Raw genomic sequence first — 24,189 nt, 5'->3', positions numbered from 1 at the left:
TCCTGGCATTAGAACAAGGTTTACATTCATGCTTGAGATCAAGAACCTCCATGCAAAGATCGCCGACACGGATACCGAGATCATCCGTGGCCTGAACCTCACCGTGAACAAGGGTGAAGTGGCTGCGATCATGGGTCCGAACGGTTCGGGCAAGTCCACGCTGTCCTACATCCTCGCTGGTCGCGACGACTACGAAGTGACCGAAGGCGACATTCTCTATAACGGCGAGTCGATCCTCGAACTCGACCCGGCAGAACGCGCTGCCAAGGGCATTTTCCTCGCTTTCCAGTATCCGATGGAAATACCGGGCGTTGCCACGATGGAATTCCTGAAAGTCGCGATGAACAGCCAGCGCAAGGCGCGCGGCGAGCCGGAACTGAAGATTCCGGAATTCATCAAGCGCGTGAAGGACGTCGCCGGCGGCCTCAACATCGACATGAACATGCTGAAGCGTCCGCTCAATGTTGGCTTCTCGGGCGGCGAAAAGAAGCGCGCTGAAATTCTTCAGATGCAGCTTTTGGAGCCAAGCCTCTGCGTGCTCGACGAAACCGACTCCGGCCTCGACATCGATGCGCTGAAGATCGTTTCGGAAGGCGTCAATGCGCTGCGTTCGCCGGATCGCGCCGTGATCGTCATCACCCACTATCAGCGTCTGCTCGAATACATTGTTCCCGATAGCGTGCACGTGCTTTACAAGGGCCAGGTCATCAAATCTGGCGACAAGAGCCTCGCACTGCATCTGGAAGAAAACGGTTATGCCGAAGTAATCGGCGAAGCAGCCTGAGGAGGATTGGATTATGAATATCCAGACCGCTCAGACCGCAAAGCCGAGGACGCCCGCTGAAAGCGCGCTGATCGACAATTTTGGCGATTATATCGGCGATTTGTCGGGCAATGGCGATGTCGTCGTCGCACGCGATACGGCGCTTGAGCTGCTCAAGAGCAACGGGCTTCCGTCGCGCCGCGTCGAAAGCTGGCATTACACGGATTTCCGTACGCTTTTGAAGGGCGTCGCGCCTTTTGATAGCGCCGCCGGTACGAAGCCGCTTGCGGCTTTGCTCACAGGTTCCACCATTCTTGCCGCCAGCAATGGCGCTGCGCTCGACGCCAAGGCGCCGGAAGGCGTTTCGCTAACCCCGGTTCGCGAAGCGCTGGCCGACGGTTCGCTGGCACTCCAGCTTAAAGCGCGCGGCACCGACGATACGATTGGCCAGATCAACGCTGCCTATGTCAGCGATGGCTGGATGATTTCGATTGCCGACGGCACCGAGCTAGAAGCGCCTCTCGAAATCCAGAACATCCAGAAGGCCGGGCAGAGCCACACGCGTTTCCCGGTTCGCATCGGTTCGGATGTCAAGGCAACGATCATCGAGCGCCAGAATGGCGGTGAGAGCGATGCTTTCTCGACATCGGTGAGCCATGTGTCGGTTGGCGACGGCGCAGAAGTCCTCTGGGTTATCCTGCGTGATTTCGGCCAGGCGACGCAGCTTTCGCAGTTCAATGCGACGATTGGCAAAGGCTCCAAGCTCACGCTCTACATCGTCAATGCGGGCGGCAAGCTGGTTCGTCAGGAAGTGCACGTCAATGTGACGGGCGAAGATTCCGACTTCGAGCTTCGCGGCCTCAATCTTCTGGCCGACGACACCCACACCGACATTACCATGACGGTTGGCCATCTGGTGGAGAACACCCGTTCGACCCAGATCATCCGCAATGTGGTGAAGGACCGCGCGCGCGGCGTTTTCCAGGGCATGATCCGCGTTGCGCAGATCGCCCAGAAGACCGATGCCCGCATGGCCTGCAACACGCTTCTGCTTTCGGACGAAGGCGAGTTCGACGCCAAGCCGGAACTCGAAATCTTTGCCGATGACGTGGCCTGCGGTCACGGTGCAACGGTTGCCGAGCTTTCAAAGGACTATCTGTTCTATCTGATGGCCCGCGGTGTTCCGGAAAACGAGGCGCGTGGCCTGCTGATCAAGGCGTTCATCGCCGAGATCATTGAAGAGCTGGAAGACGAAACGCTGGTGGAAGCGCTGGAATCCGTGCTGTCCAACTGGCTCGCCGTTCATGCCTGATTGAATAGGGCGGTGCGCTCAGATGTGCGCGCCGTCCTTCCTGCCGAACGGCAAAAGGAACGATCATGGACCAGAAGAATCCGCTTGTTGCGGCCTATGACGTGGAAGCCATCCGCCGGGATTTTCCAATTCTGTCGCGCGAAGTCCACGGCAAGCCGCTTGTCTATCTCGACAATGGCGCTTCGGCGCAAAAGCCGCAAAGCGTCATCGATGCGGTGACGCACGCTTATTCCAACGAATATGCGAATGTGCATCGCGGCCTGCATTTTTTGTCGAATGCTGCAACCGATGCTTATGAAAAGTCGCGCGAAACTGTGCGGCGTTTTCTGAATGCTGGTTCGGTCGATGAGATCGTCTTCACCAAGAATGCCACCGAAGCAATCAACACTGTCGCCTATGGCTACGGCATGCCACATATCGGCGAGGGCGATGAAATCCTCACCTCGATCATGGAGCACCACTCCAATATCGTGCCGTGGCATTTCATCCGCGAGCGGCAGGGCGCCAAGCTGGTTTTCGCTCCGGTGGACGATCAGGGCATATTCCATATCGAGGAATTCGAGAAGCGTCTGACCGATCGCACAAAGCTCGTCGCCATCACGCATATGTCCAATGCGCTTGGCACCGTGACGCCGATCAAGAAGATCGTCGAGCTTGCCCACGCGCGGGGCATTCCGGTTCTGGTCGATGGTAGTCAGGGCGCGGTGCACCTGCCGGTCGATGTGCAGGATCTGGGCTGCGACTGGTATGTCTTCACTGGCCACAAAGTTTATGGTCCGTCCGGTATCGGTGTCCTTTATGGTCGCGCCGAAATGCTGGAAAAGATGCGCCCCTTCCAGGGCGGCGGCGAAATGATCGAGGAAGTCACGGAAGAATACGTGACCTATAATCATCCGCCACACCGTTTTGAAGCTGGCACGCCACCCATCGTTCAGGCAATCGGTCTTGGTGCGGCGCTCGAATATATGGAAAAGATTGGTCGTCACGCCATTCTCGCCCATGAGGAAGATTTGCGCGATTACGCCCACGAACAACTGGGCAAAATCAATTCGCTCCGCATTTTCGGTCATGCGCCGGACAAGGGCGCGATCATCTCGTTTGCGCTGGAAGGCATCCATGCGCATGATGTGTCGATGGTGATCGACAGGGCCGGGGTGGCGGTGCGCGCGGGCACGCATTGCGCACAGCCCCTCTTGAAACGCTTTGGCGTCACCTCTACATGCCGTGCATCCTTTGCCATGTACAATACCCGCGCTGAAGTGGATGCATTGGCGGAAGCCTTGGAAAAGGCGAGGAAGTTTTTCGGATGACCGAGATGGAACAAAAAGTTCAGGATCAGGCTGCAACCAAGCCTGCCGATGAAACGGCGAAAGCCGAAGGCAGCGCTGTTTTCTCTGCCTCCGCTCTTCCGCAGGAAGAACTCCTGCGCATGACGGATGACATCATTGCGGCTTTGAAAACCGTCTATGACCCGGAAATCCCGGCGGATATCTACGAGCTTGGCCTTGTCTACAAGATCGATATCGAAGACGACCGTACCGTAAAGATCGAAATGACCCTGACGGCCCCCGGCTGCCCGGTGGCTGGCGAAATGCCGGGCTGGGTGGAAAACGCCGTTGGAGCGGTGGAAGGGGTTTCCATGGTCGAAGTTTCGATGACCTTCGATCCGCCATGGACCGCAGACCGTATGTCCGAAGAAGCGCAGGTCGCTGTCGGCTGGTATTGATTGCCCGCCCAGATTTTGAAATGCAAACAGCCCCGTCTTACGGGGCTGTTTTTGTTTGTTCCATCTATTACGAGAACCGCTCACTTTCGAAAAAATGCTCAGTGCCCGGTCGTTTTCGCATAATGCATGGATTGCTTGCCTCGGCAGCCGCGGAGCAACCCGACAAGACCTCCAAGCGCTGTCGCGGAGGCCAGCACTGCCGGCGCGCCTTTCAGCGGAATGGAGAGAACCGAAACCAGTAATTTCCAGCTGCGGCTGGCCAGCAGCGAAGGCAGTTTACCGAGCGCCCGCGATGGGTTCTTCTTGTAGGACGAAATGAACTCCGTCGTGTTGTGATCGCGATTACGGCGGAAGTGATAGGCGAGGGTCAGGCGGCTGAGCGGTACAGTCTCGTAGACGATGGCGTCCGGCGCCCATCCCGTTTTCGCATTGAGCGTTTTGGCCTTGGCCCACAAATGCCAGTCTTCGCCGCCCGTCAGGCCGAAATAGGAATCGAATCGCAGTCCCGTCTCGCGAAAGAAATCGAGCCTGCCCATCCAGCTTCCCGTAGCGACCTTGATGCCGCCAGCCAGGCCATTTTCCCATTTCGCGCGAGATTTCCGCTCCGAGCGACTGGCAAGGCGGTCCAGCCCGGACCAGACGAATTTCTGCCAGATGTTCAATTTGCCCTCGACAGGCATCGGGCGCACCGGCGAGCCGACGATATCCAGGCTCTCCCTATGTTGCTCAGCAAAGAGTTCAATCAACCAGTTTGGTTCTGGAATTTCGTCGTCATCGATGAAGACCAGAAAATCGTGGCCGTTATCGACGGCATGGTTCAGCGCGCAATTGCGGGAGTGCGAAATGCCGATCCTCGGTTCGATCCGATACTGCACGATATGATGCGGCATGCGCGCGGCAAAAGCCGTCACCTGCTCATCCAGCGATTTGCGGGAATCGTTCTCGACGACCAGAAAATGCAGCGACACCTGTTCCGGCGCCACGACGCTTTCCAATGACTTGAGAAGTGCGGCGAGCATCGCCGGGCGATTTCTCGTTACCACTGAAATCAGAATCGAATATCGCTGCATGAACTATCTCGTTCTTAAATAATTCGGAATTCTATATTGAAATGAAAATTGTTAATACGGCAAGTATTAGGGAGCAAATAATAAATATTATAAATTACTAAATTATAATATACTTATATTTGAGTAATGATCTGGATTTTAAGTATAGAGCTGTGCGCGATGCGATGCGTCGAGACGTAGTCGCAACAGTCATTGATTGTGAAGATTTGAGAAAAACTGGAGCGGGTAGCGGGAATCGAACCCGCGCGTTCAGCTTGGGAAGCTGACAGGCTACCATTACATCATACCCGCAATCTGCAAGATATTTCAGTATCTTGAAGCCACATCGGGCTCGATCAGATTGGAGAGTTTGGCACTCTTGGGCACAAGCTATGTTCTCTTTATCCACCCGTCAATCTGTAAGATTGCGGCGGCAGGGTGGGGCCTGCGAAAAGTCGCTCAGCTGACGCGATCACATGCTGTTACAGTCTTCACTTTGCTGTCAAAGGTAGCAGAATTAGCATTTGCGCATATTGATATCCGCCGATCCGTCGCCATCTGCTGAACAAGCCTTTTACGACTTGCTGCAACTTGCGGTGAGCGAAACGAAACGGACCCGACGGATACTCTATGGCAAAGACAACGAAGCGTCGCGCATTGCTGATTGTGAACCCCAATGCCCGTAATGGGAAAGGATTCGGCGGCGCGATGAGGACGGAACTTGAGCGCGGTGGGCTGGAACTGTTCGAGCACCAGCCGCGCGAGGGCGAAACGATCTCCGATGTCATTTCGCGCGAGCGGGACCATGATCTGGTCGTCATCGGCGGCGGTGACGGTTCCCTCAATGCGGCTGCAAAGGGGCTTATGGAAACCGCCATGCCGCTCGCCATTTTGCCGCTCGGAACAGCTAATGATTTTGCCCGAACCGTGGGCATTCCTGCCGATCCGGTGGAGGCGGCCCGTCAGATTGCGACCTATAAGGTGCATCCCATCGATCTCGGCGAGGTGAACGGTCACCTCTATTTCAACGTCGCCAGTATCGGTTTCAGCGCGGAACTTGCGCAGCAACTGAGCGCGGACGCGAAAAAAGAAATGGGGCAAGCTCGGCTATGGTATCGTCGCGGCGCGCATTTTGATGCGGTCAGAGCTGTTTACTGCCTATCTCGAACATGATGGCATCACCGAAAAGATCAAAACGTTGCAGGTTTCCGTCGGCAACGGCAAGTTTTACGGTGGTGGCATGGCCGTTGAAAAGGACGCGGCCGTCGATGACGGCAAGCTGGATTTCTACAGTCTCGAAGTTGATCACTGGTGGCATCTGCTTCGTTTACTGCCGAGCCTGCGACGCGGCACGCAGTCGAAATGGAATGATGTGCGCGCCTTTCCGACGACGGAAGTGATTATCCGCACCAAGAAGCCGCGGGCGGTGAATACCGATGGCGAGCTTTCCACCTGGACACCGGCGCATTTCAAGCTCCACCGGCAGGCCATCAACGCGCTTATTCCCACTTAACCGGCGCGCGACCGGTAAACTCGAGCCAAAAAAAGGGCCCGCAGCTATGAAGCGCGGGCCTAATCATGACGTTAGGTGACTGGCTCAGAGGTCAAGAGAGCCACTTCTAAAACGGAGTAGTCCTGCGAATGTTCCGTGTTTAGAAGAAAAAATACCAGATAATCAGCACGAGGATGAATGGTACGCCCAGAAGCCAAAGAATGAGTGCTCGAAACATGGTGTTCTCCTTGTTGTGTATTTCCAACTCTGTGGGAGGCAGATTGGTTCCACAATTCAAGGCGGTGATCGTCGGTTCCGTTAATCATCTTGTGCGTGTGGCGACTCAAATGACGGCTTTTCTGAAAGTTTTAATGATCCGTCAATAAATCGGTGACATCACTGGATTTATGTAAAGTGCAGCCAGCGTTTTTGGCTGCGTGTCGAGTAGCGGGCGTGTGGCGTATGAGTTCGAAGCGTGGGCTGAAAATTTCGGTCAGCGAGAAGGCGGCGATGTTGCGTGATAAGCGCGGCTCGGTCGCCATGATGACTTTCATGGCCATGGCCGTTGCTCTGGCCGGTTGCGCGACACCGCCGACTTCCAAGCCGAAGCCGAAGCGCTCCAAGGAATATTTTGCAGAATCCAAATATGGCGTGAAGGCAAGCCCGCGTGTTGCGTACGGCACCGGCAAGCCTATGCCCCGTGGGGGCGGACGAGATCAGACGGGCCAGCCTTACAAGGTCAAGGGCCGCTGGTATTATCCCAAAGAAGACAAAAATTATACCGCCGTCGGTCGTGCGTCCTGGTATGGCGAGGCCTTTCATGGACGTCTCACTGCCAATGGCGAAGTCTATGACATGACGCATCTGACCGCAGCGCATCCGACCATGCCGTTGCCGAGCTATGCTCGCGTGACCAATATGGATACCGGTAGCTCAGTCATCGTGCGCGTCAATGATCGCGGTCCCTACGAATATAATCGCGTGATCGATCTGTCGCAGAAAGCGGCGGAAATGCTCGATTACCAGCATCACGGCACGGCCAATGTGAAGGTGGAATATGTCGGGCGTGCACCGCTCGACGGCAAGGATGATGCCTATCTGATGGCATCCTATCGTCCGGCTGGCGGCGATATGATCGGCCAGCCTGCGACGGGCGTGATGATGGCCATGAACGGCCCGACGCCAACCTCGCCGAAATCTGCTGTTCCGATACCTGCCATGGCGCCGCAAAGCGCACCCATGCCGGTTTCCGCACCTGTTCCGCAGGAATCGCCGTTCTCGGTTAATCCGGCCTATGGCGATGCGTCGGGTCCGGCGCCGGTTTTGCCACCGAACGTACCTCTGCCGTCGCGCAAGCCGAATGGAAGCTTTGGTGTGGCCAATGCGGGTCACATCAGCGGACTGGCGGGCTATGCATCTGACCGGATCGCAGCGAGCGCTTATACGGAAGAACGCACATATGGCAGCATCCTGACGGCAAGCGCTGTTTCGGATGCATGGAAGCGCCGCAATGCCGAAGAGCACGGCGAATATGTTGAACTCGGTCTGTTCGACACGCTTGCAGCGGCTGAAAAGATGCAGCGCGCCTTACAGAAAACGGCGAAAGTCAACCGCACCAAAGTGCCGACTGAAACGGGCGAGTTCTACGAACTCACGGCCGTTGCAGAAAATGGCGGCAATGATGCCCTGCTGCGCGCGGCATGGAAGGCTGGGGCCAAGAATGCATTCGTTGTCCGTATGGATTAATCCCTCAGTCGCATCATATTTGAGTGATGCGGTTTGAAGGATTGATTTTGGTCGAATTCGTTGCGTAAGCTTGCATCCTTGCTGTCGTAACGGGATTTCCATGGGGCTTCATTCAAGAATCGCAGGCGTTTTAACAGCAGGAACGGTGGGAATCGCTGCCGTTCTGTTGCCTTTGGCGACCGTTGCCGCGCCAGCCGAGACCGCGCTTGTGACCAAGGCTCCGCAAGCCCTGCTGATCGATGACCGCAGTGGTACGGTCCTTCTGTCAAAGAACGCCGATACGCCGATCCCGCCCGCATCGCTTGCCAAGCTGATGACAGCGGAAGTGGTGTTTGAAGCACTGGAAAAGGGCCAGACCACACTCGAAACGCCTTACATCGTCAGTGAAAATGCCTGGCGCACCGGCGGTGCTCCGTCAGGTACTTCGACCATGTTCGCCCGCATCAAGTCCGCACCGACCGTCGCGGATCTTCTTCAGGGGCTGATTGTTCAGTCGGCTAACGATGGTGCAATCATTCTGGCTGAAGGGATGGCTGGGAGCGAGCAAAGCTTCGCGGAACGGATGAACCAGCGCGCCAGGGAACTTGGTCTTTCCAGTTCCGTGTTTGTGAATTCGACCGGTTTGCCAGCAAACGGACAGTCTGTCACGCTGGATGATCTCGCCAAGCTTGCACGTCATATTCACTCGGCTCACCCGGATTTCTACAAATATTACGCGCAGGAAGCCTTTACCTGGAACAACATCACCCAGCGCAACCGCAATCCGCTTTTGCGGCTGGATGTTGGCGCGGATGGCATGGGCACCGGTTACACGGAAGAATCTGGTTACGCTCTAGTCGTATCGGCTGAGCAGAACGGGCGGCGGCTGTTTCTTGCGTTGAGCGGTCTTGCCAGCGTCAAGGAGCGCGAAGAGGAAGCCAGAAAGCTGATCCAGTGGGGCATGACGTCGTTTGACGATATGCGTCTTTATTCGGCAAACGATATTGTGGGTGAAGCGCAGGTTTTCGGCGGGACACAGGCCAGTGTTTCGCTGAAAGTGAAGGACGATGTCGAATTACTGCTGCCCAAAGAGGGGCGGGAAAAGCTGAAGGCACGGTTCATTTATGAGGGGCCGCTGCATGCGCCGGTCGCAGTTGAAAGCAAGGTCGGTATGCTGGAGTTTGATCTCAACGGCAATATGGTTCAGCAAGTGCCGCTGTTTGCTGCGCAATCCGTCGAGAAAGGCAGTCTTGCGCAAAGAGCATGGAGCAGCGCGGTGGAACTTTCGACCGGCTGGTTGCGCAAATATCTTTAGACAGTTTTCGGGACATGCTCAAAATTCTCGACCTCACCGCCAAAGGCCGGTATGAACTTGAATCAAGTTCTTGTAGCTATTGAATCTTTTCAGAACGTAATGCGGAAGCCAGAGTGTCAGGATTATTCATCACATTCGAAGGCGGCGAGGGTGCAGGCAAGTCGACGCAGATCGCCTTGCTTGCCAAGTATTTGCGCGCAAACGGATTTGATCCCGTCATTACGCGCGAACCCGGTGGTTCGCCGGGCGCAGAGGCTGTGCGGCACGTCATCCTGAGCGGCAATGCCGAAAGCTATGGTCCGGCCATGGAGGCAATGTTGTTCGCTGCTGCCCGCGCCGATCATGTTGACCAGCTGATACGCCCGGCGCTTGCCGAAGGGCGCGTGGTGCTGTGTGATCGGTTTATCGATTCCAGCCGTGCCTATCAGGGCGTGACGGGCAATCTCGATGCGACCTATATGGCAGCCATTGAACGTATTGCAATCGACGGTGCTGTTCCCGACATGACAATCATTCTCGATATTCCGGCTGAAAAAGGGCTTTCCCGTGCCGGAAAACGGCGCGGTAACGAGACTGCGGATCGATTTGAGAAGGAAGACATTGCCGTGCATGAGGCGCGCCGTCAGGCATTTCTGGCCATTGCGGCTGCGGAGCCAGAGCGCTGCAAGGTTGTTGCAGCTGATCGATCGCAGGAAGAAATAGCTGAAGATATCGGCGCACTGGCCAGCGAATTGTTGAAAAAGAAGGGGCTGTTGTGATCGACGAACTCGACGTCCCCAAGGCGCATGATTCCATTGAAGGTATTCCGGGACCATCCGCGAGTGATTATCTGACCGGTCACGGGGAGGTGACACGCTTTCTGGCGCAGGCCTATCGCGAAGGCCGGATGCACCATGCTTTGTTGCTCGAGGGCGAGCAGGGCATCGGCAAGGCGACGCTCGCTTTCCATCTGGCGGGGCATATGCTGACCCACGGCGATCAGACCAATGCGCCGGAAGATATCGGTACGCCGGATTTTTCGAGGCCTCTTTGGCGGCAGATCGCGGGTGGCATGCACCCAGCAGTGTTGCATATCAATCGCCCGTTCGACCAGAAGACCGGCAAATTCCGCACCGGTATCACGGTCGAGGAAATCCGTCGCGTCACGCATTTTCTGACCCGCACCGCCTCGGACCATGCTTGGCGCATCGTCATCGTCGATCCCGCTGACGACATGAACCGCAATGCGGCCAATGCGCTATTGAAGACACTGGAAGAACCGCCAGCGCGCGCGCTGTTCGTGCTGGTGTCGCATTCATCCGGTCGCCTTTTGCCGACCATCCGTTCCCGCTGCCAGAGCATTCAGCTGCGTCCGCTGGACGAGAGGGCCATGAAGGATGCGCTGACTTATGTCGGCGCGCATATCGGGCTGGATGCATCCGGTGTCACGCCGACGCTTCTGGAACGCGCCGAAGGCAGCGTGCGCAAGGCGCTTCTGCTTCTGGCGCATGGCGGCATTGAGATTTCCGACACCGTCGATGGGATACTGGAGAGGCCGGCCTTCGATCTGCCCAAGGCGCAGGCGTTGGCCAGCGTCCTGACGGGGCGTGAGGCGGAAATTCAGTATCAACTTTTCCGCGATCATCTGATGGAGCGCATCGCCACGGAAGCGCGCCAGCGCGCCGAGGCAGGGCAATTGCGGGAGGCCGATCAGTGGTCGCGGTTTTGGAGCGATCTCGGTCGCGAGATCATCGATGCTGAAACCTATAATCTTGATCGCAAGCAAGCGGTTGTGATCTTGCTGGAGAAGACGCATCGCGCTTTTCACACTGGCGCTGGATCATAGCTTCAGATCGGCCCAACTTGCTGCACTGCGGCGTGACATGACTGCTCACATGGGTTATGTCACAGCCGACGATTTTTTCTTGTGTGTGTCTGGTGATCGTTCCCGCAAACGGTCAGGCGCGCTTTCAAACATCGAAAGACCGGGTCCATAATGAGCCGCGAAAAATACTATATCACCACCGCGATTGCTTACCCCAACGGCAAGCCGCATATCGGTCATGCCTATGAACTGATCGCAACCGACGCGATGGCGCGTTTTCAGCGCCTGAACGGCAAGGATGTGCATTTCCTGACCGGTACGGACGAACACGGCATCAAGATGCTGCAAAGCGCGCGCAAGGAAGGCATCACGCCTCGCGAGCTTGCAGACCGCAATACCGAAGCTTTCCGTCGCATGGCCGAGGTTCTGAACAGCTCGAACGACGATTATATCCGCACCTCCGAAGAGCGTCACTACAAGGCCAGCCAGTCCATCTGGGAGGCAATGGCCGCCAATGGCGACATCTATAAGGGCGGCTATGCGGGCTGGTACTCGGTTCGCGACGAAGCCTATTACGGCGAGGAAGAAACCGAAGTCCGCGCGGATAATGTTCGCTACGGTCCACAAGGCACGCCTGTCGAGTGGGTTGAAGAGGAAAGCTATTTCTTCCGTCTCTCGCAATATCAGGACAAGCTGCTCGATCTTTATGAAAAGAATCCGGGCTTCATCATGCCTGCCGAACGCCGCAATGAAATTGTGAGCTTCGTGAAGTCCGGTCTGAAGGACCTGTCGATTTCGCGCACCACTTTCGATTGGGGCATTCCGGTGCCGGGCGACGAAAAGCACGTCATGTATGTCTGGGTCGATGCGCTGACCAACTACATCACCGCACTCGGCTATCCCGATACGACCAGCGACAAGTGGGCCTATTGGCCTGCCGATGCGCATATCATCGGCAAGGATATTTCGCGTTTCCACGCCGTCTACTGGCCTGCATTCCTGATGTCGGCAGGCATTCCGCTGCCGAAGCGCGTGTTTGCACACGGCTTCTTGTTCAACCGCGGCGAGAAAATGTCGAAGTCGCTCGGCAATGTCATCGATCCGTTCGGTCTGGTGGAGCGTTACGGCCTCGATCAGCTACGCTACTTCCTGATGCGCGAAGTGCCGTTCGGTCAGGACGGCAGCTACAGCCATGACGCCATCGTTAACCGGACCAATGCTGATCTTGCCAATGACCTCGGCAATCTTGCACAGCGTTCGCTGTCGATGATCGCCAAGAATTGCGAAGGCAAGGTGCCGCAGCCGGGCGAATTCTCGGATGCCGACAAGGCCATTCTCGATCAGGCCAATGCGGCGCTGGAAACAGCGCGCAAGGCCATGGATGATCAGGCGCTGCATCTGGCGCTCGGCGCGATCTTTGCGGTTGTCGCCGAAGCGAACCGCTATTTCGCCGGGCAGGAGCCATGGGCACTGCGCAAGACCGATCCGGCGCGCATGGGCACTGTGCTTTATGTGACGGCGGAAGTTATTCGCCGTGTCGGCATCATGGTGCAGCCTTTCATCCCGCAGTCGGCGGAAAAGCTGCTCGATATTCTGGCCATCCCTGCCGACAAGCGCCAGTTCACTGACGTGGCAGCAAGCCAGCTCATCGGTGGCGCCGATCTGCCAGCCCCGCAGCCGGTCTTCCCGCGCTATGTGGAAACCGAAGAGCAGAACTGAGTGCGATGATGCTTGTCGATAGCCATTGTCACCTGGATTTTGCCGATTTCGAGCCGGAGCGCGATGCTGTTGTGCAGCGCGCGCTCGACGCCGGGATCAAGCGCATGGTGACGATCTCCACACGGGTGCGTAAATTCGATACGATCCGCGCCATCGCTGAATCTTACGAGTCCGTCTACTGCTCGGTCGGCACCCATCCGAACAATGCGCATGAAGAACTGGACATTACGGCTGACGATCTGGTGCGCCTCGCGGAACACCCGAAAGTTGTCGCCATAGGCGAGGCGGGTCTCGATTATCATTACGACTACGCTCCGCCGGAAGCGCAGCGCCAGGGGTTTCTCGTCCACATCGAAGCCGCGCGCCGCACGCAACTGCCGCTGGTCATCCATGCGCGCAGCGCCGATGACGACATGGCCGAAATTCTGGAGCAAGAAACCGCCAAGGGCGCGTTTCCCTTCATTCTCCATTGTTTCTCGTCCGGTCGCGCACTGGCGGAAAAAGGTGTTGAACTGGGCGGCTATGTTTCGTTTTCCGGCATTCTGACTTTCAAGAACTCGCCGGAAATCCGCGAAATTGCGACCATCGTTCCGCGTGACCGTCTGCTGGTGGAAACGGATGCGCCGTTCCTTGCGCCGCTGCCGCATCGTGGCAAGCGCAACGAACCGTCTTTCGTGCAGCACACCGCTGCCATGCTGGCCGAGACGATTGGCGTGAGCAATGAAGAAGTCGCCCGCATCACGAGCGACAACGTGTTCAGGCTCTTCTCCAAGATGCCCCGGCCTTCAGAGGAAGTTTGAGCGTGACTTCTCCCCGAAATTGCCTGCGATTTACGATTCTGGGCTGCGGTTCGTCGCCCGGCGTGCCGCGCGTCAATGGCGATTGGGGGAAATGCGATCCGCAAAACCCGAAAAACCGTCGCACGCGTACCTCGCTGCTGGTTGAGCGTTTTAATGAGAGCGGCAACCACACCACGGTGGTGATCGATACGGGGCCGGATTTTCGCACGCAGATGATCAATGCCAGCGTGCACGCGCTCGATGCGGCGGTCTATACCCATCCGCATGCCGACCACATTCACGGGATCGACGATCTGCGCACCTATGTGGTGGATAATCGGCGGCTGATGGATGTCTATGCCAACCGCTTCACGCGTAACCGGCTCTACGACGCCTTTGGCTATTGTTTTGAGACGCCGGCGGGCTCAAGCTATCCGCCGATCCTGAGCATGCATGATATTGCAGCCGAAACACCCTTCACCATCGACGGCGCGGGTGGTGAGATCCGGTTCGAGCCGTTCCGGCAGATCCACGGCGATATCGAGTCGCTCGGCTTCCGCATCGGCAATGTTGTCTATTGCACGGATGTCAGCGCGTTCCCGGATGAGAGCCTGCGCCATATCCGCCACGCCGATGTGCTGATCCTTGGTGCCTTGCAATATCGCCCGCATCCGAGCCATTTCTCGCTTGAACAGGCGCTGGAATGGATCGAACTATTCGCGCCCAGGCGGGCAATCCTCACACACATGCATGTGCCGCTGGATTATGAGACGGTGTTGCGTGAAACGCCTGAGAATGTTGAGCCCGGATATGATGGACTCCGGTTTGAAATCCCGCTCTAAAACGAAAAAGCCCGGCATCTCTGCCGGGCTTTTTCGTGTTTGCTGTCATCAGCGATCAGGCACGGGCCGGGAAAGGCATCACATTACTGCCTTCTGCGGGCTTGGCCTGCTTGTCTTCCAGAGCAAGACCACCGGCGCGGAGCAGATCGGAGAAACGACCGCCGCGGGCTGCAAGCTCATCGAAGCTGCCGCGTTCGACCAGATGGCCCTTGTCCATGAACAGAACCTGATCCGCTGAGCGTACCGTCGAAAGACGGTGCGCGATGATGAAGGTTGTGCGGTTCTGGCTCAGATCGTCCACAGCCTGCTTCACCTTTTCTTCGGTCTCGACGTCGAGCGCGCTTGTCGCTTCGTCGAGCACGAGGATCGGCGAATCCTTCAGGATGGCGCGTGCAATCGCCAGACGCTGGCGTTCGCCGCCCGAAAGCTGCGAGCCGCGCTCGCCGACAACCGTGTCGTAACCGTTTGCCTTGGCAAGAACGAAGTCGTGCGCGGCGGCAGCCTTGGCTGCGGCATGGACGTCTTCATGCGTGGCATCTTCACGACCGACGCGGATATTTTCCTCCACGGTACGATTGAAGAGACCGGCATCCTGAAACACAGTGGCAATCGCATGGCGCAGCGAGCGGCGGCTGACAGTGCGCGTATCGACGCCGTCGATCAGCACACGACCAGCAGCCGGATCGAACACGCGCTGAAGGATATTGATCAGCGTGGTCTTGCCTGCACCGGTCGGGCCGACGATGGCCACCGTCTGGCCGGGCTTCACCTCGAAGGAAACATCATAGACGCCCTGACCCGAATTCGGGAACTCGAAGGTGACATTGTCGAAGACGATGTCGCCCTTGACGTTTTCCAGATCGGCGACGTCCTGCGGCTCCTGACGGTCGGCAGTTGCATCTTCCATTTCGAAGAATTCTTCGAGCTTGGCGCGTGCCGTCACAGTCTGGTTGATGAAGGCGCTGATCTGGTCGAGACGGCCGATCATCAGCTGTGCGAAGCCGATAAAGGCAATCACGTCGCCAACGCGCATCTGACCCTTGGTCACGAAATAGGCACCGAGAACCAGCACGACCACCATGGAGAAGGTTGAAGCCATCCGGTTCAGACCGCTGGCAAGTGCCCACCAGTTGAGAACCGGAAACTGTGCCTTTTCCAGATTGCGGGCATAGTCGCGCAGCGCCTGCGTTTCAGAGGCAATGCGGTTATAGCTCTGCACGACCGAAACATTGCTGATTGTATCGCTGACATGTTCGAAAAGCTTGTGATGATGCTTCTCAACGGCCATCTGGCCGTCCTTGGTCTTGCGCATGACCAGTTGGCCGATCATGACATAAATGACGCCGAGCACGATCAGGACGAGCGACATGCGCATATCCATGTTCATGGCAACCGGAATAAGCGTCGCCAGCGCCACAACCGTGGTCAGGTGCTGACGCATGAATTCGAGCCAGAGCGTGAAGAGCGAGTCCGTCGCGCGGATCAGCGTGTGCAGGGCATTCGACGTGCCGCGCTTCTGATGCCAGGCAAGCGGCATGGTGATCAGGCGCTCATAGGAGTCGATCATCACGCCGAGACGGCGGCGATGCGCGAGCCTATCCGCACCACGCGCCACGAAAACGGCTGCGATGATGTTGAAAACGCCAAGCGCTGCCCACATCGACAGCGGGGAGAAGATATCTCCCTTGTCGGAAATGGCCTGAATGACCTTACCGAAAAGGATAGGCTCGGCCAGCGTTACAAGGGCAACAAGGACACTCGCGACACACATCGATATCGTTGCGGCTTTCTCGACCGCAAGATATTCCATGGCTCGCCAGTATATTTTGAGCAATGACACTTTCGCACTCCCGCTCGTTCTATTTACGGGGCTACATGGTATAGCCCCGCCTTTGTATCAATATTCTATGACTGCAAGAAGTGGCTATGGGGTGTCAAAACCGGCCATAAATTAAAAACGTATGTAACTGAGTGTGAAGATTCAGCGGATTTCGCGCCAATATGAGCGAAAACTAAACTTAAAGCTTGCAGATTCAAGTTTTATGGAATTCTACGCCACGCATTCGAATTCGGCGTCAAAATCCGCTCTGAGGATGGCGGAAATCAAATGTCGGCATCAGAGCACTAGCAATCGTGGAAACTCACGTCTATTGACAGGAATAACACTCAGACACGCCGATTGCGCGTGGCAGAAAGATATTGATCGGGTTTCTCATGGCAGGCGTCGAACAGAAGATTGTGGATACAAGCGAAGCGGGCATGCGCCTCGATCGCTGGTTCAAGGTTCACTTTCCTGGGCTGGGCTTCGGCCATCTGCAAAAATTGCTGCGTTCAGGTCAGGTTCGTGTCGATGGCGGTCGCGCCAAGGCCGATACGCGCCTTCAGGCGAACCAGATGGTTCGCATCCCGCCGCTCGGTGTCGATGAAAAGGCAACTGGCCCAGTCACAGCGCGTACCATCCGCAGCCAGCAGGACGGCGACGTTCTCTCGCAGATGCTGATTTATGAAGATCCGAAGGTGTTTGTCTTCAACAAGCCAGCGGGTCTCGCCGTGCAGGGCGGTTCAGGACTGACCCGTCACGTTGACGGTATGCTGGAAGCGTGGCGCAACAAGAAGGGCGAAAAGCCGCGTCTTGTTCATCGCATCGACCGCGATACATCGGGCGTGCTTGTGGTGGCGCGCACGCGCGGCGCGGCGCAGGCTCTGACCGCCGCTTTCCGCGAACGTGATACCAAAAAAACCTACTGGGCGTTGGTGAAGGGTGTACCGCGCAAGCGTGAAGACAAGATTTCGACCTGGCTGGTCAAGGAACAGACGCCCGATGGCGACAAGATGCGCGTTTGCCAGCATGGCGAACCGGATTCCGATCACGCAGTTTCCTATTATCGCATCATCGAAAAGGTTGGCAACAATCTGACATGGCTGGAAATGGAGCCCTATACGGGCCGCACGCACCAACTGCGCGTTCACGCCGCCTATATCGGTCATCCGATCATCGGCGATCCGAAATATTTCGAAGCCGACCAGAACTGGGAGTTTCCCGGCGGCATCCAGAAGCGCCTGCATCTGCATGCGCGCCGCATCCGCATCCCCAACCCATCGGGCGGGATCATTGATGTGACCGCGCCGCTGCCGCCGCACATGGTTCAGTCGTGGAACCTGCTTGGTTTCGATGAGGACAGTGCGGAAGATTAACCAATAAAGTCAAACTGACGATTTCGGTGCGAAAATGGGGCAGGGGAAAGTTGAAGCGCTGGCGCCGGGCCGGGCTTCTTTCGATGGGCTGGCCGTGGCGTTGGTCATCTTCATCATGTTCAGCTGGGGGCTTAATCAGGTTGCCGTGAAGATCGGCAATCAGGGTTTCAATCCGATGCTGATGGCCGCCGGGCGTTCCGCTTTGGGCGGCATGTGCGTGTTTTTCTGGTGTTTCTGGCGGCGCATTCCGCTGTTCAGAAATGATGGAACCCTGCTGCCGGGCATTCTTGCGGGGCTGTTGTTTGGCACCGAGTTTGTGCTGATTTTTCTCGCGATGGACCTCACCAGCGTCAGTCGCGTGACACTGATGATGAATGTCATGCCGTTCTGGGTGGCGATCGGCAGCCATTTCCTGCTCGGCGAGCGCATGTCGATCCGGGCGTTCATCGGCATGTGCGTGGCGTTTCTGGGTGTGTTTGTGGTGTTTTCTGATCATGTCAGCCGACCGGGGCCCTATGCGTTCTATGGCGATTTGCTGGCGCTTGTTTCGGGCATTCTCTGGGGGCTGACCACGCTGGTCATCAAGCGCAGCAAACTCGCTTATGCCGTTCCTGAGAAAATCCTGCTGTATCAGCTGGTCGTCGCCACGTTGGTGCCGCTACCGTTTATCGGCCTTGCCGGCCCACTCGTGCGCGATCCGAATGTTCTTTCGGTAATCTCGCTGCTGTTTCAGTCCTTCTTTGTGGTCGCATTCACCTATCCGCTCTGGTTCTGGATGGTGAATCGCTATCCGGCGTCGAAGCTTTCCAACTTTGCCTTTCTCACGCCCGCTTTTGGCGTGTTGCTGAGCGGAATCGTGCTCGGCGAGGCCTTGAGCTTGAAGATATTCGCAGCCTTGATCCTGATCGGCCTTGGCTTGATAATCATCAATCGACCGGCAAAGGCGGCAGCAGCACGATGAAACTTGTTCTTTTCGATTGCGACGGCACTTTGGTCGATAGCGGTGACTTCATCCATCGCTGCATGGCAGAGAGCTTTGCCGATGCGGGGTTGACGCCACCGGAACAAGCCCAGACGCATTCCATCATCGGTCTGTCGCTTCCGTTGGCCATTGCGCGATTGCTGGGCCGCGAGCCTGATGAACAGGTCAATTGGTTGACGCAGCGCTACAAGGATAATTTCGTGCGACTGCGGCAGGCGCCGGATTTCTCGGAGCCGCTCTATGACGGCATTCTGCCGCTTCTGACCGAACTCGGCGAGCGGGACGATCTTTTGTTGGGGATCGTCACGGGCAAATCGCGTCGCGGCGTCCATGCGGTGTTCGAACGCCATGGCATCGGCAAGCATTTTCTGGTCATTCGCACGGCGGACGACTGCCCGTCCAAACCCCATCCGGCGATGGTGCTTGAATCCTGCGCGGAAATGGGGATAGAACCCGACCGAACCATTGTTATCGGCGATGCGATTTACGATATGCAGATGGCGCGCTCGGCAGGAGCCATGGCGGCGGGCGTGTCATGGGGTTATCATGACCGGCATGCGCTCGTCGAAGCCGGTGCGCACCACATATTGGCTACGCCGCACGACCTTCATCCGCTGCTGAAAGCAATGGATGCACTTTTAAAAGTTGGAAAGACCCCATGCGTGATACTTTGAGCGATCTTGAAGCCGGAAAGCAGCTTTCCGACGAGAATCCCATCATACGAGCGCAGAAGCTGATGCAGGCGCAACTGCCGAAGCGGTTCTATGAGCAGGTGGAAGTCGCTGAAGTGGAAGGTGGTTTTGCCGTTCATCTCGACGGTCGCCCGGTAAAGACACCAGCGCGCAGTCTCCTCATGCTTCCGACGGCTTCGGCGGCAGAGATCGTTGCTGAAGAATTCCGTGCGCAGGAAAAGGTTATCGATCCGGGTAAAATGCCCGCAACGCGCCTTGTGAACACGGCCATTGACGGCATCGCGCAGGACCCGCAGGCGGTGCTTGAAGACATATTGCGTTTCGCAGGCACGGATTTGCTCTGCTATCGCGCCGACGCGCCACAGGAACTGGTGTCGCGCCAGACGGCGCGGTGGGACCCGCTGATCGACTGGGCGGAAACGCTGGGCGCGCGCTTTACGCTTGCCGAAGGCGTGATGCATGTGGAGCAGTCGCGTGAGGCGATTACGGCATTTGGCATTCATCTGTCCGCATTCACCGACCCGATTGCGCTTGCTTCGCTCCATACGATGACGACGCTAACCGGCTCGGCCATCATCGCGCTGGCCATCGCCAAGGGCGAAGTATCCGCCGAAGACGGCTGGGCACTGGCGCATATCGACGAAGACTGGACGACCGAACAGTGGGGCGAAGACGCGGAAGCGGCTGCACGGCGCAAGGCGCGCGCGGTCGAAATGATGATCGCAGCGCGGGTACTCAAGGCGCTTTGAGCCAACTGAAACTATTTCTCAAATAGTTTATCCAAAGCATTGATTACAAAAAGAAAACCCGGCCATAAAGCCGGGTTTTCTTTTGCGCGTTTTTAAAAACGCGTCGTTCCCCTCGGTAACTCATGGAATGGCGGGAGCGCAAGCGCTCCCGCATCTCCGTTATTAGACCGAGTAGTACATGTCGAATTCGACCGGATGCGGGGTCATTTCGTAACGCATCACTTCGGCCATCTTCAGTTCGATGAACGAGTCGATCTGGTCGTCGGTGAACACGCCACCGGCCTTGAGGAATTCGCGATCCTTGTCGAGCGACTGGAGCGCTTCACGAAGCGAGCCGCAAACGGTCGGGATCTTCTTCAGTTCCTTTGCCGGCAGGTCATACAGATCCTTGTCCATGGCCTGGCCCGGATGGATCTTGTTCTTGATGCCGTCGAGGCCAGCCATCAGCAGCGCTGCGAAGCAGAGATACGGATTGGCAGCCGGGTCCGGGAAGCGGACTTCAAGACGCTTCGACTTCGGCGAAGAGCCGAAAGGAATACGGCAGGAAGCCGAACGGTTGCGTGCCGAGTAGGCCAGCAGAACCGGAGCTTCATAGCCCGGAACCAGACGCTTGTACGAATTGGTCGACGGGTTGGTGAATGCGTTCACAGCCTTGGCATGCTTGATGACGCCGCCGATGAAGAACAGGCAGTTTTCCGACAGACCAGCATATTCATTGCCAGCAAAGGTCGGCTTGCCGTCTTTCCAGATCGAGAAGTGAACGTGCATGCCCGAGCCGTTGTCGCCGAAAATCGGCTTTGGCATGAAGGTAGCGGTCTTGCCATAGGCATTGGCAACCTGATGCACGACATACTTGTAGATCTGCATCTTGTCGGCGTTGCGAACGAGCGAGTCAAACTTGACGCCGAGTTCGTGCTGGGCCGATGCCACTTCGTGGTGATGCTTTTCAACTGTTACGCCCATTTCCGTCAGAACGGTGAGCATTTCGGAACGCATGTCCTGGCAGCTGTCGATCGGCGGAACCGGGAAATAGCCGCCCTTGACGCGCGGACGGTGGCCGAGATTGCCGGTTTCATAGTCGGTGTCGTCGTTGGACGGCAGTTCGGTGGAATCGAGCTTGAATCCGGTATTGTACGGATCTGCCTTGTACTTGACGTCGTCGAAGACGAAGAATTCAGCTTCCGGGCCGACATAGACCGTGTCGCCGATACCGAGCGACTTCATGTAGGCTTCTGCCTTCTTTGCGGTCGTGCGCGGATCGCGGCTGTAAGCCTCGCCCGAGATCGGCTCGAGAATGTCGCAAAGAATGACCAGCGTGGACTGGGCGAAGAACGGGTCGATATGGGCCGTCGCCGGATCAGGCATCAGAACCATGTCGGATTCGTTGATGGCCTTCCAGCCGGCGATCGAGGAGCCGTCAAACATGACGCCGTCAACGAACATTTCTTCGTCAACGAGGCCGATATCCATCGTAACGTGCTGGAGCTTGCCCTTCGGGTCGGTGAAGCGAAGGTCGACAAACTTGATGTCGTTGTCTTTGATCTGTTTCAGAATATCGTTGGCGGTCGTCATTTTAATTCCCTGTTTGCACGACGAAGGAGAGGTATGCAGGTGTTAATCAGATGGCATCGACGCCGGATTCACCGGTGCGGATACGAATGACTTCTTCAATGTTGGAGACGAAAATCTTGCCGTCGCCGATGCGACCCGTCTGGGCTGCCTTGCGGATGGCTTCAATCGCGTTGTCCACGGTTTCATCCGCTACAATGACTTCGACTTTCACCTTGGGAAGAAAGTCGACGACGTATTCGGCACCGCGGTAAAGCTCGGTATGACCTTTCTGTCGTCCAAAGCCCTTGGCTTCGATGACAGTGATGCCTTGCAAGCCGACTTCCTGAAGGGCTTCCTTCACTTCATCGAGTTTGAAGGGCTTAATGATGGCTTCGATCTTTTTCATCAGAGAATGGTCTCCGCTTTTCTTCAGAAATGAGCGTTGTGCCCGTTTCACTGTTGGAGAAGCATGAAGCGTGCCAGTTTGAAAAAACTAGGCAAAATTTTCTCTTCTCTTCCATTTCCTTAGCAGAGTGGCACTAAAGGCGGCACCTTTGCAAGGAGGTGCCTATCGTTGGGGTGTGGAAGAGCTATCCTGATATTGAATGTATGATTAAAAAAGTAATCAATTTGCGACAAATATAGGCTCTCTTGCACAAAGCGCTCTGCCGCGTGTTTAATCACCGCGAAATCCGTCTTACGAAACAGGTGCGCGATGTTGGAATTGCTAAACCCCGATGAAATGGCAGCCGCGGACCGCTGGACCATGGATAACGGGGTGCGTGACGGCTTTTCGCTGATGCTGGCGGCGGGGCGGGCGGTGGCGGAAGTCGCACAACGCATGTTCGCCGACAAAGGGCCGGTCGCGGTTTTATGCGGACCGGGCAATAATGGCGGTGACGGTTATGTCGCAGCGCAATATCTTCTGGAAGCGGGTTTCGAGGTCGTGTGCTTCAGCGTCGCGCCGCCGCGAAAAGGCAGCGACGCGCTTCGTGCCTCGCTGTTTCACAAGGGCGAGGTGCGCAGCATCAACGAATTTTCGCCCGCCAGTTTTTCCGGTGTCATCGATGCCATTTACGGTGCAGGACTGACGCGTGAGGTTCATGGGGCCGAAGCCGTGGCCATCGACGCGATCAACGCATCAGACATTCCGGTTATCGCCGTCGATCTGCCAAGCGGCGTGTCGGGCGCCAGCGGGCAACTCCTGGGCGCGGCGGTCAAAGCGCGGGCAACCGTCACATTTTTCCGCAAGAAACCCGGCCATTTGCTGCAGCCGGGCAGGGCGTTATGCGGCGTTCTGCATGTGGCGGATATCGGCATTCCAGACCGTGTGCTGGACACGATCCGCCCGCAGGCGCACGAAAATGCTCCCGCTTTATGGGTGGATAGCTTGCCTGCCTTGAACGTCAATGCGCATAAATATAGCCGCGGACATGTCGCCGTCTTTTCTGGTGGCATGCACGCGACGGGCGCAGCGCGGCTGTCGGCACTGGCTGCGGCCAGAAGCGGCGCGGGAGCCGTAACGCTATTGTCGCCACCGGATGCCGTGCCAATCAATGCGGCGCATGTCACCAGCATCATGGTGCGCGAAACCCGCAGTGCCAGCGATGTACGGGAGTTCATCGCAGATCGAAAAGTCGCGGCGGCTGTGCTCGGCCCCGGTTACGGAAACGCAGCATTCGCACGCGAGCATGCCCTGATGCTGGGCGGGCGCTCGGCATCGGCATTTCCGGCGCTCAATGGGCTGGTGCTTGATGCGGATGGCATAACGGCATTCGAAAAGAATCCGCGAGAATTGTTTGAGGCGCGAAAAGGCGCGGCGACAGCGCTTGTTTTGACGCCGCATGAGGGAGAATTCCGTCGGCTCTTCCCGGATGTGGCCAAGGATGATGCGTCAAAGCTCGATAAGGCCCGTAAGGCGGCTACCCTTGCCAATGCGGTGGTGATCTATAAGGGGCCGGATACGGTCATCGCCGCCCCGGATGGTCGCGCCGCGATCAATGCAAATGGAACGCCGTTTTTGGCGACCGCCGGTTCCGGCGATGTTCTGGCAGGCATTGTGGCCGGTCTGCTGGCGCAGGGGATGCCGCCTCTTGAGGCGGCCTGCGCGGCAGTCTGGGTTCATGCCGATGCGGGACGGCGCTTCGGTCACGGATTGATCGCTGAAGACTTGCCCGACCTGCTGCCCGCCGTCTGGTCCGCATTGGCAGTTTCAGCGCGAAGCTAAGGATTATCGGTGACGGGAGCCGCCTCTGCCGGTGCCGACATCAATAATGATATCGCCCGAGACAGACACATCGGTATTGCCGACCCGAAAATTCTTCCAGCTGCCTGCTGGCGTTCCATCCGGCTCCGGGGCGGGCGGTGGCGCCGAGACGAGAGGCTTTTGCGGTTCAACGCCCGGAAGGCCGGGCGCGGATTTTTCCTGAGCGAAAGCGCCTGATGCCATAGCGGTTGAAAAAGCCAGCGTAACAAACTGAGAAACTGTATTTTT

Annotated in this window: 21 protein-coding genes, 1 tRNA gene and 1 pseudogene; 17 read left to right on the top strand and 6 right to left on the bottom strand. The window is 57.0% G+C overall.

What is annotated here, in order from left to right; all coding sequences use genetic code 11:
* Nucleotides 1–28: 28 nt before the first annotated feature.
* The 4 genes from sufC (at nt 29) to QLQ11_RS03605 (ending at nt 3,801) form a co-directional block, all read left to right on the top strand.
* Nucleotides 29–784, top strand: a complete 756-nt coding sequence (gene sufC, locus QLQ11_RS03620; RefSeq protein ID WP_078338532.1) for a Fe-S cluster assembly ATPase SufC — start codon at nt 29–31, stop codon at nt 782–784.
* 13 nt (nt 785–797) lie between these two features.
* Nucleotides 798–2,075 carry a Fe-S cluster assembly protein SufD gene (gene sufD / locus QLQ11_RS03615; RefSeq protein WP_121536051.1) on the top strand — a complete coding sequence of 426 codons (1,278 nt, stop codon included), beginning with the start codon at nt 798–800 and terminating at the stop codon, nt 2,073–2,075.
* 65 nt (nt 2,076–2,140) lie between these two features.
* Nucleotides 2,141–3,385 carry a cysteine desulfurase gene (locus QLQ11_RS03610; RefSeq protein WP_121536054.1) on the top strand — a complete coding sequence of 415 codons (1,245 nt, stop codon included), beginning with the start codon at nt 2,141–2,143 and terminating at the stop codon, nt 3,383–3,385.
* The gene (locus QLQ11_RS03605) at nt 3,382–3,801 is read left to right on the top strand and encodes an SUF system Fe-S cluster assembly protein (protein WP_109368899.1); all 420 of its coding nucleotides are present in this window, start codon (nt 3,382–3,384) and stop codon (nt 3,799–3,801) included. The genes QLQ11_RS03610 and QLQ11_RS03605 overlap by 4 nt, the downstream gene beginning before the upstream one ends.
* Nucleotides 3,802–3,899: 98 nt before the next feature.
* Here the strand turns inward: QLQ11_RS03605 and QLQ11_RS03600 are convergent, their stop codons facing one another.
* Together QLQ11_RS03600 and QLQ11_RS03595 are read right to left on the bottom strand one after the other, a co-directional pair.
* Nucleotides 3,900–4,871: a glycosyltransferase family 2 protein gene (locus QLQ11_RS03600; protein WP_121536057.1), complete on the bottom strand. Its 972-nt coding sequence runs from the start codon at nt 4,869–4,871 to the stop codon at nt 3,900–3,902.
* Between the two features lie 217 nt (nt 4,872–5,088).
* Nucleotides 5,089–5,162, bottom strand: a tRNA-Gly gene (locus QLQ11_RS03595).
* Between the two features lie 318 nt (nt 5,163–5,480).
* On the opposite strand from QLQ11_RS03595, the pseudogene QLQ11_RS03590 reads away from it, so the two are divergent.
* The 8 genes and pseudogenes from QLQ11_RS03590 to QLQ11_RS03555 all read left to right on the top strand — a co-directional run bounded on the left by QLQ11_RS03590 (nt 5,481) and on the right by QLQ11_RS03555 (nt 14,526).
* Nucleotides 5,481–6,363 (top strand): annotated as a pseudogene (locus tag QLQ11_RS03590) (lipid kinase).
* 441 nt (nt 6,364–6,804) lie between these two features.
* The gene (locus tag QLQ11_RS03585; RefSeq protein ID WP_121536063.1) at nt 6,805–8,088 is read left to right on the top strand and encodes a septal ring lytic transglycosylase RlpA family protein; all 1,284 of its coding nucleotides are present in this window, start codon (nt 6,805–6,807) and stop codon (nt 8,086–8,088) included.
* Nucleotides 8,089–8,188: 100 nt separating this feature from the next.
* Nucleotides 8,189–9,382: a D-alanyl-D-alanine carboxypeptidase family protein gene (locus QLQ11_RS03580; RefSeq protein ID WP_121536066.1), complete on the top strand. Its 1,194-nt coding sequence runs from the start codon at nt 8,189–8,191 to the stop codon at nt 9,380–9,382.
* Nucleotides 9,383–9,495: 113 nt separating this feature from the next.
* Nucleotides 9,496–10,140, top strand: coding sequence for a dTMP kinase (tmk, locus tag QLQ11_RS03575; protein WP_121536069.1), 645 nt, complete (start codon nt 9,496–9,498; stop codon nt 10,138–10,140).
* Complete coding sequence (locus QLQ11_RS03570) at nt 10,137–11,207, top strand: DNA polymerase III subunit delta' (RefSeq protein ID WP_121536072.1); 1,071 nt, start codon at nt 10,137–10,139, stop codon at nt 11,205–11,207. Before tmk ends, QLQ11_RS03570 begins: the two co-directional genes overlap by 4 nt.
* A gap of 150 nt (nt 11,208–11,357) precedes the next feature.
* The gene (gene metG / locus QLQ11_RS03565) at nt 11,358–12,905 is read left to right on the top strand and encodes a methionine--tRNA ligase (RefSeq protein WP_121536075.1); all 1,548 of its coding nucleotides are present in this window, start codon (nt 11,358–11,360) and stop codon (nt 12,903–12,905) included.
* A gap of 8 nt (nt 12,906–12,913) precedes the next feature.
* Complete coding sequence (locus QLQ11_RS03560; RefSeq protein ID WP_109370215.1) at nt 12,914–13,705, top strand: TatD family hydrolase; 792 nt, start codon at nt 12,914–12,916, stop codon at nt 13,703–13,705.
* Between the two features lie 2 nt (nt 13,706–13,707).
* Complete coding sequence (locus tag QLQ11_RS03555) at nt 13,708–14,526, top strand: MBL fold metallo-hydrolase (RefSeq protein WP_109368907.1); 819 nt, start codon at nt 13,708–13,710, stop codon at nt 14,524–14,526.
* Nucleotides 14,527–14,581: 55 nt separating this feature from the next.
* On the opposite strand, the gene QLQ11_RS03550 is transcribed toward QLQ11_RS03555, so the two are convergent.
* The gene (locus QLQ11_RS03550; RefSeq protein WP_121536078.1) at nt 14,582–16,366 is read right to left on the bottom strand and encodes a glucan ABC transporter ATP-binding protein/ permease; all 1,785 of its coding nucleotides are present in this window, start codon (nt 16,364–16,366) and stop codon (nt 14,582–14,584) included.
* A gap of 374 nt (nt 16,367–16,740) precedes the next feature.
* Between QLQ11_RS03550 and QLQ11_RS03545 the strand changes: the two genes are divergently transcribed.
* Genes QLQ11_RS03545 through QLQ11_RS03530 form a run of 4 tightly spaced genes read left to right on the top strand, consistent with a single transcriptional unit; the run spans nt 16,741 to nt 20,144 of the window.
* Nucleotides 16,741–17,721 (top strand): RluA family pseudouridine synthase, encoded by a 981-nt coding sequence (locus QLQ11_RS03545; RefSeq protein ID WP_121536300.1) that lies wholly within the window; start codon nt 16,741–16,743, stop codon nt 17,719–17,721.
* Between the two features lie 34 nt (nt 17,722–17,755).
* On the top strand, nt 17,756–18,682 hold the full coding sequence (locus QLQ11_RS03540) for a DMT family transporter (RefSeq protein WP_121536081.1): 927 nt from the start codon (nt 17,756–17,758) through the stop codon (nt 18,680–18,682).
* The gene (locus QLQ11_RS03535) at nt 18,679–19,377 is read left to right on the top strand and encodes an HAD-IA family hydrolase (RefSeq protein WP_121536084.1); all 699 of its coding nucleotides are present in this window, start codon (nt 18,679–18,681) and stop codon (nt 19,375–19,377) included. The genes QLQ11_RS03540 and QLQ11_RS03535 overlap by 4 nt, the downstream gene beginning before the upstream one ends.
* Entirely contained in the window at nt 19,362–20,144 is a 783-nt protein-coding gene (locus QLQ11_RS03530) for an ATP12 family chaperone protein (protein ID WP_121536087.1), read from the top strand. The genes QLQ11_RS03535 and QLQ11_RS03530 overlap by 16 nt, the downstream gene beginning before the upstream one ends.
* A gap of 162 nt (nt 20,145–20,306) precedes the next feature.
* Here QLQ11_RS03530 and glnA read toward each other — a convergent pair whose 3' ends face one another.
* Together glnA and QLQ11_RS03520 are read right to left on the bottom strand one after the other, a co-directional pair.
* Nucleotides 20,307–21,716 carry a type I glutamate--ammonia ligase gene (gene glnA, locus QLQ11_RS03525; RefSeq protein WP_109368912.1) on the bottom strand — a complete coding sequence of 470 codons (1,410 nt, stop codon included), beginning with the start codon at nt 21,714–21,716 and terminating at the stop codon, nt 20,307–20,309.
* 46 nt (nt 21,717–21,762) lie between these two features.
* A complete protein-coding gene (locus QLQ11_RS03520) occupies nt 21,763–22,101 on the bottom strand; it encodes a P-II family nitrogen regulator (protein WP_078338549.1) in 339 nt (112 codons plus the stop codon).
* A 309-nt stretch (nt 22,102–22,410) separates the two neighbouring features.
* Between QLQ11_RS03520 and QLQ11_RS03515 the strand changes: the two genes are divergently transcribed.
* Nucleotides 22,411–23,922: an NAD(P)H-hydrate dehydratase gene (locus QLQ11_RS03515; RefSeq protein WP_121536090.1), complete on the top strand. Its 1,512-nt coding sequence runs from the start codon at nt 22,411–22,413 to the stop codon at nt 23,920–23,922.
* 3 nt (nt 23,923–23,925) lie between these two features.
* Here the strand turns inward: QLQ11_RS03515 and QLQ11_RS03510 are convergent, their stop codons facing one another.
* Nucleotides 23,926–24,144 (bottom strand): hypothetical protein, encoded by a 219-nt coding sequence (locus QLQ11_RS03510; protein ID WP_109370217.1) that lies wholly within the window; start codon nt 24,142–24,144, stop codon nt 23,926–23,928.
* Nucleotides 24,145–24,189: the final 45 nt, after the last annotated feature.

The organism is Ochrobactrum sp. SSR, assembly GCF_030067775.1.
Classification (GTDB): domain Bacteria; phylum Pseudomonadota; class Alphaproteobacteria; order Rhizobiales; family Rhizobiaceae; genus Brucella; species Brucella teleogrylli.
This window is presented reverse-complemented; position numbering and strand designations above follow the sequence as displayed.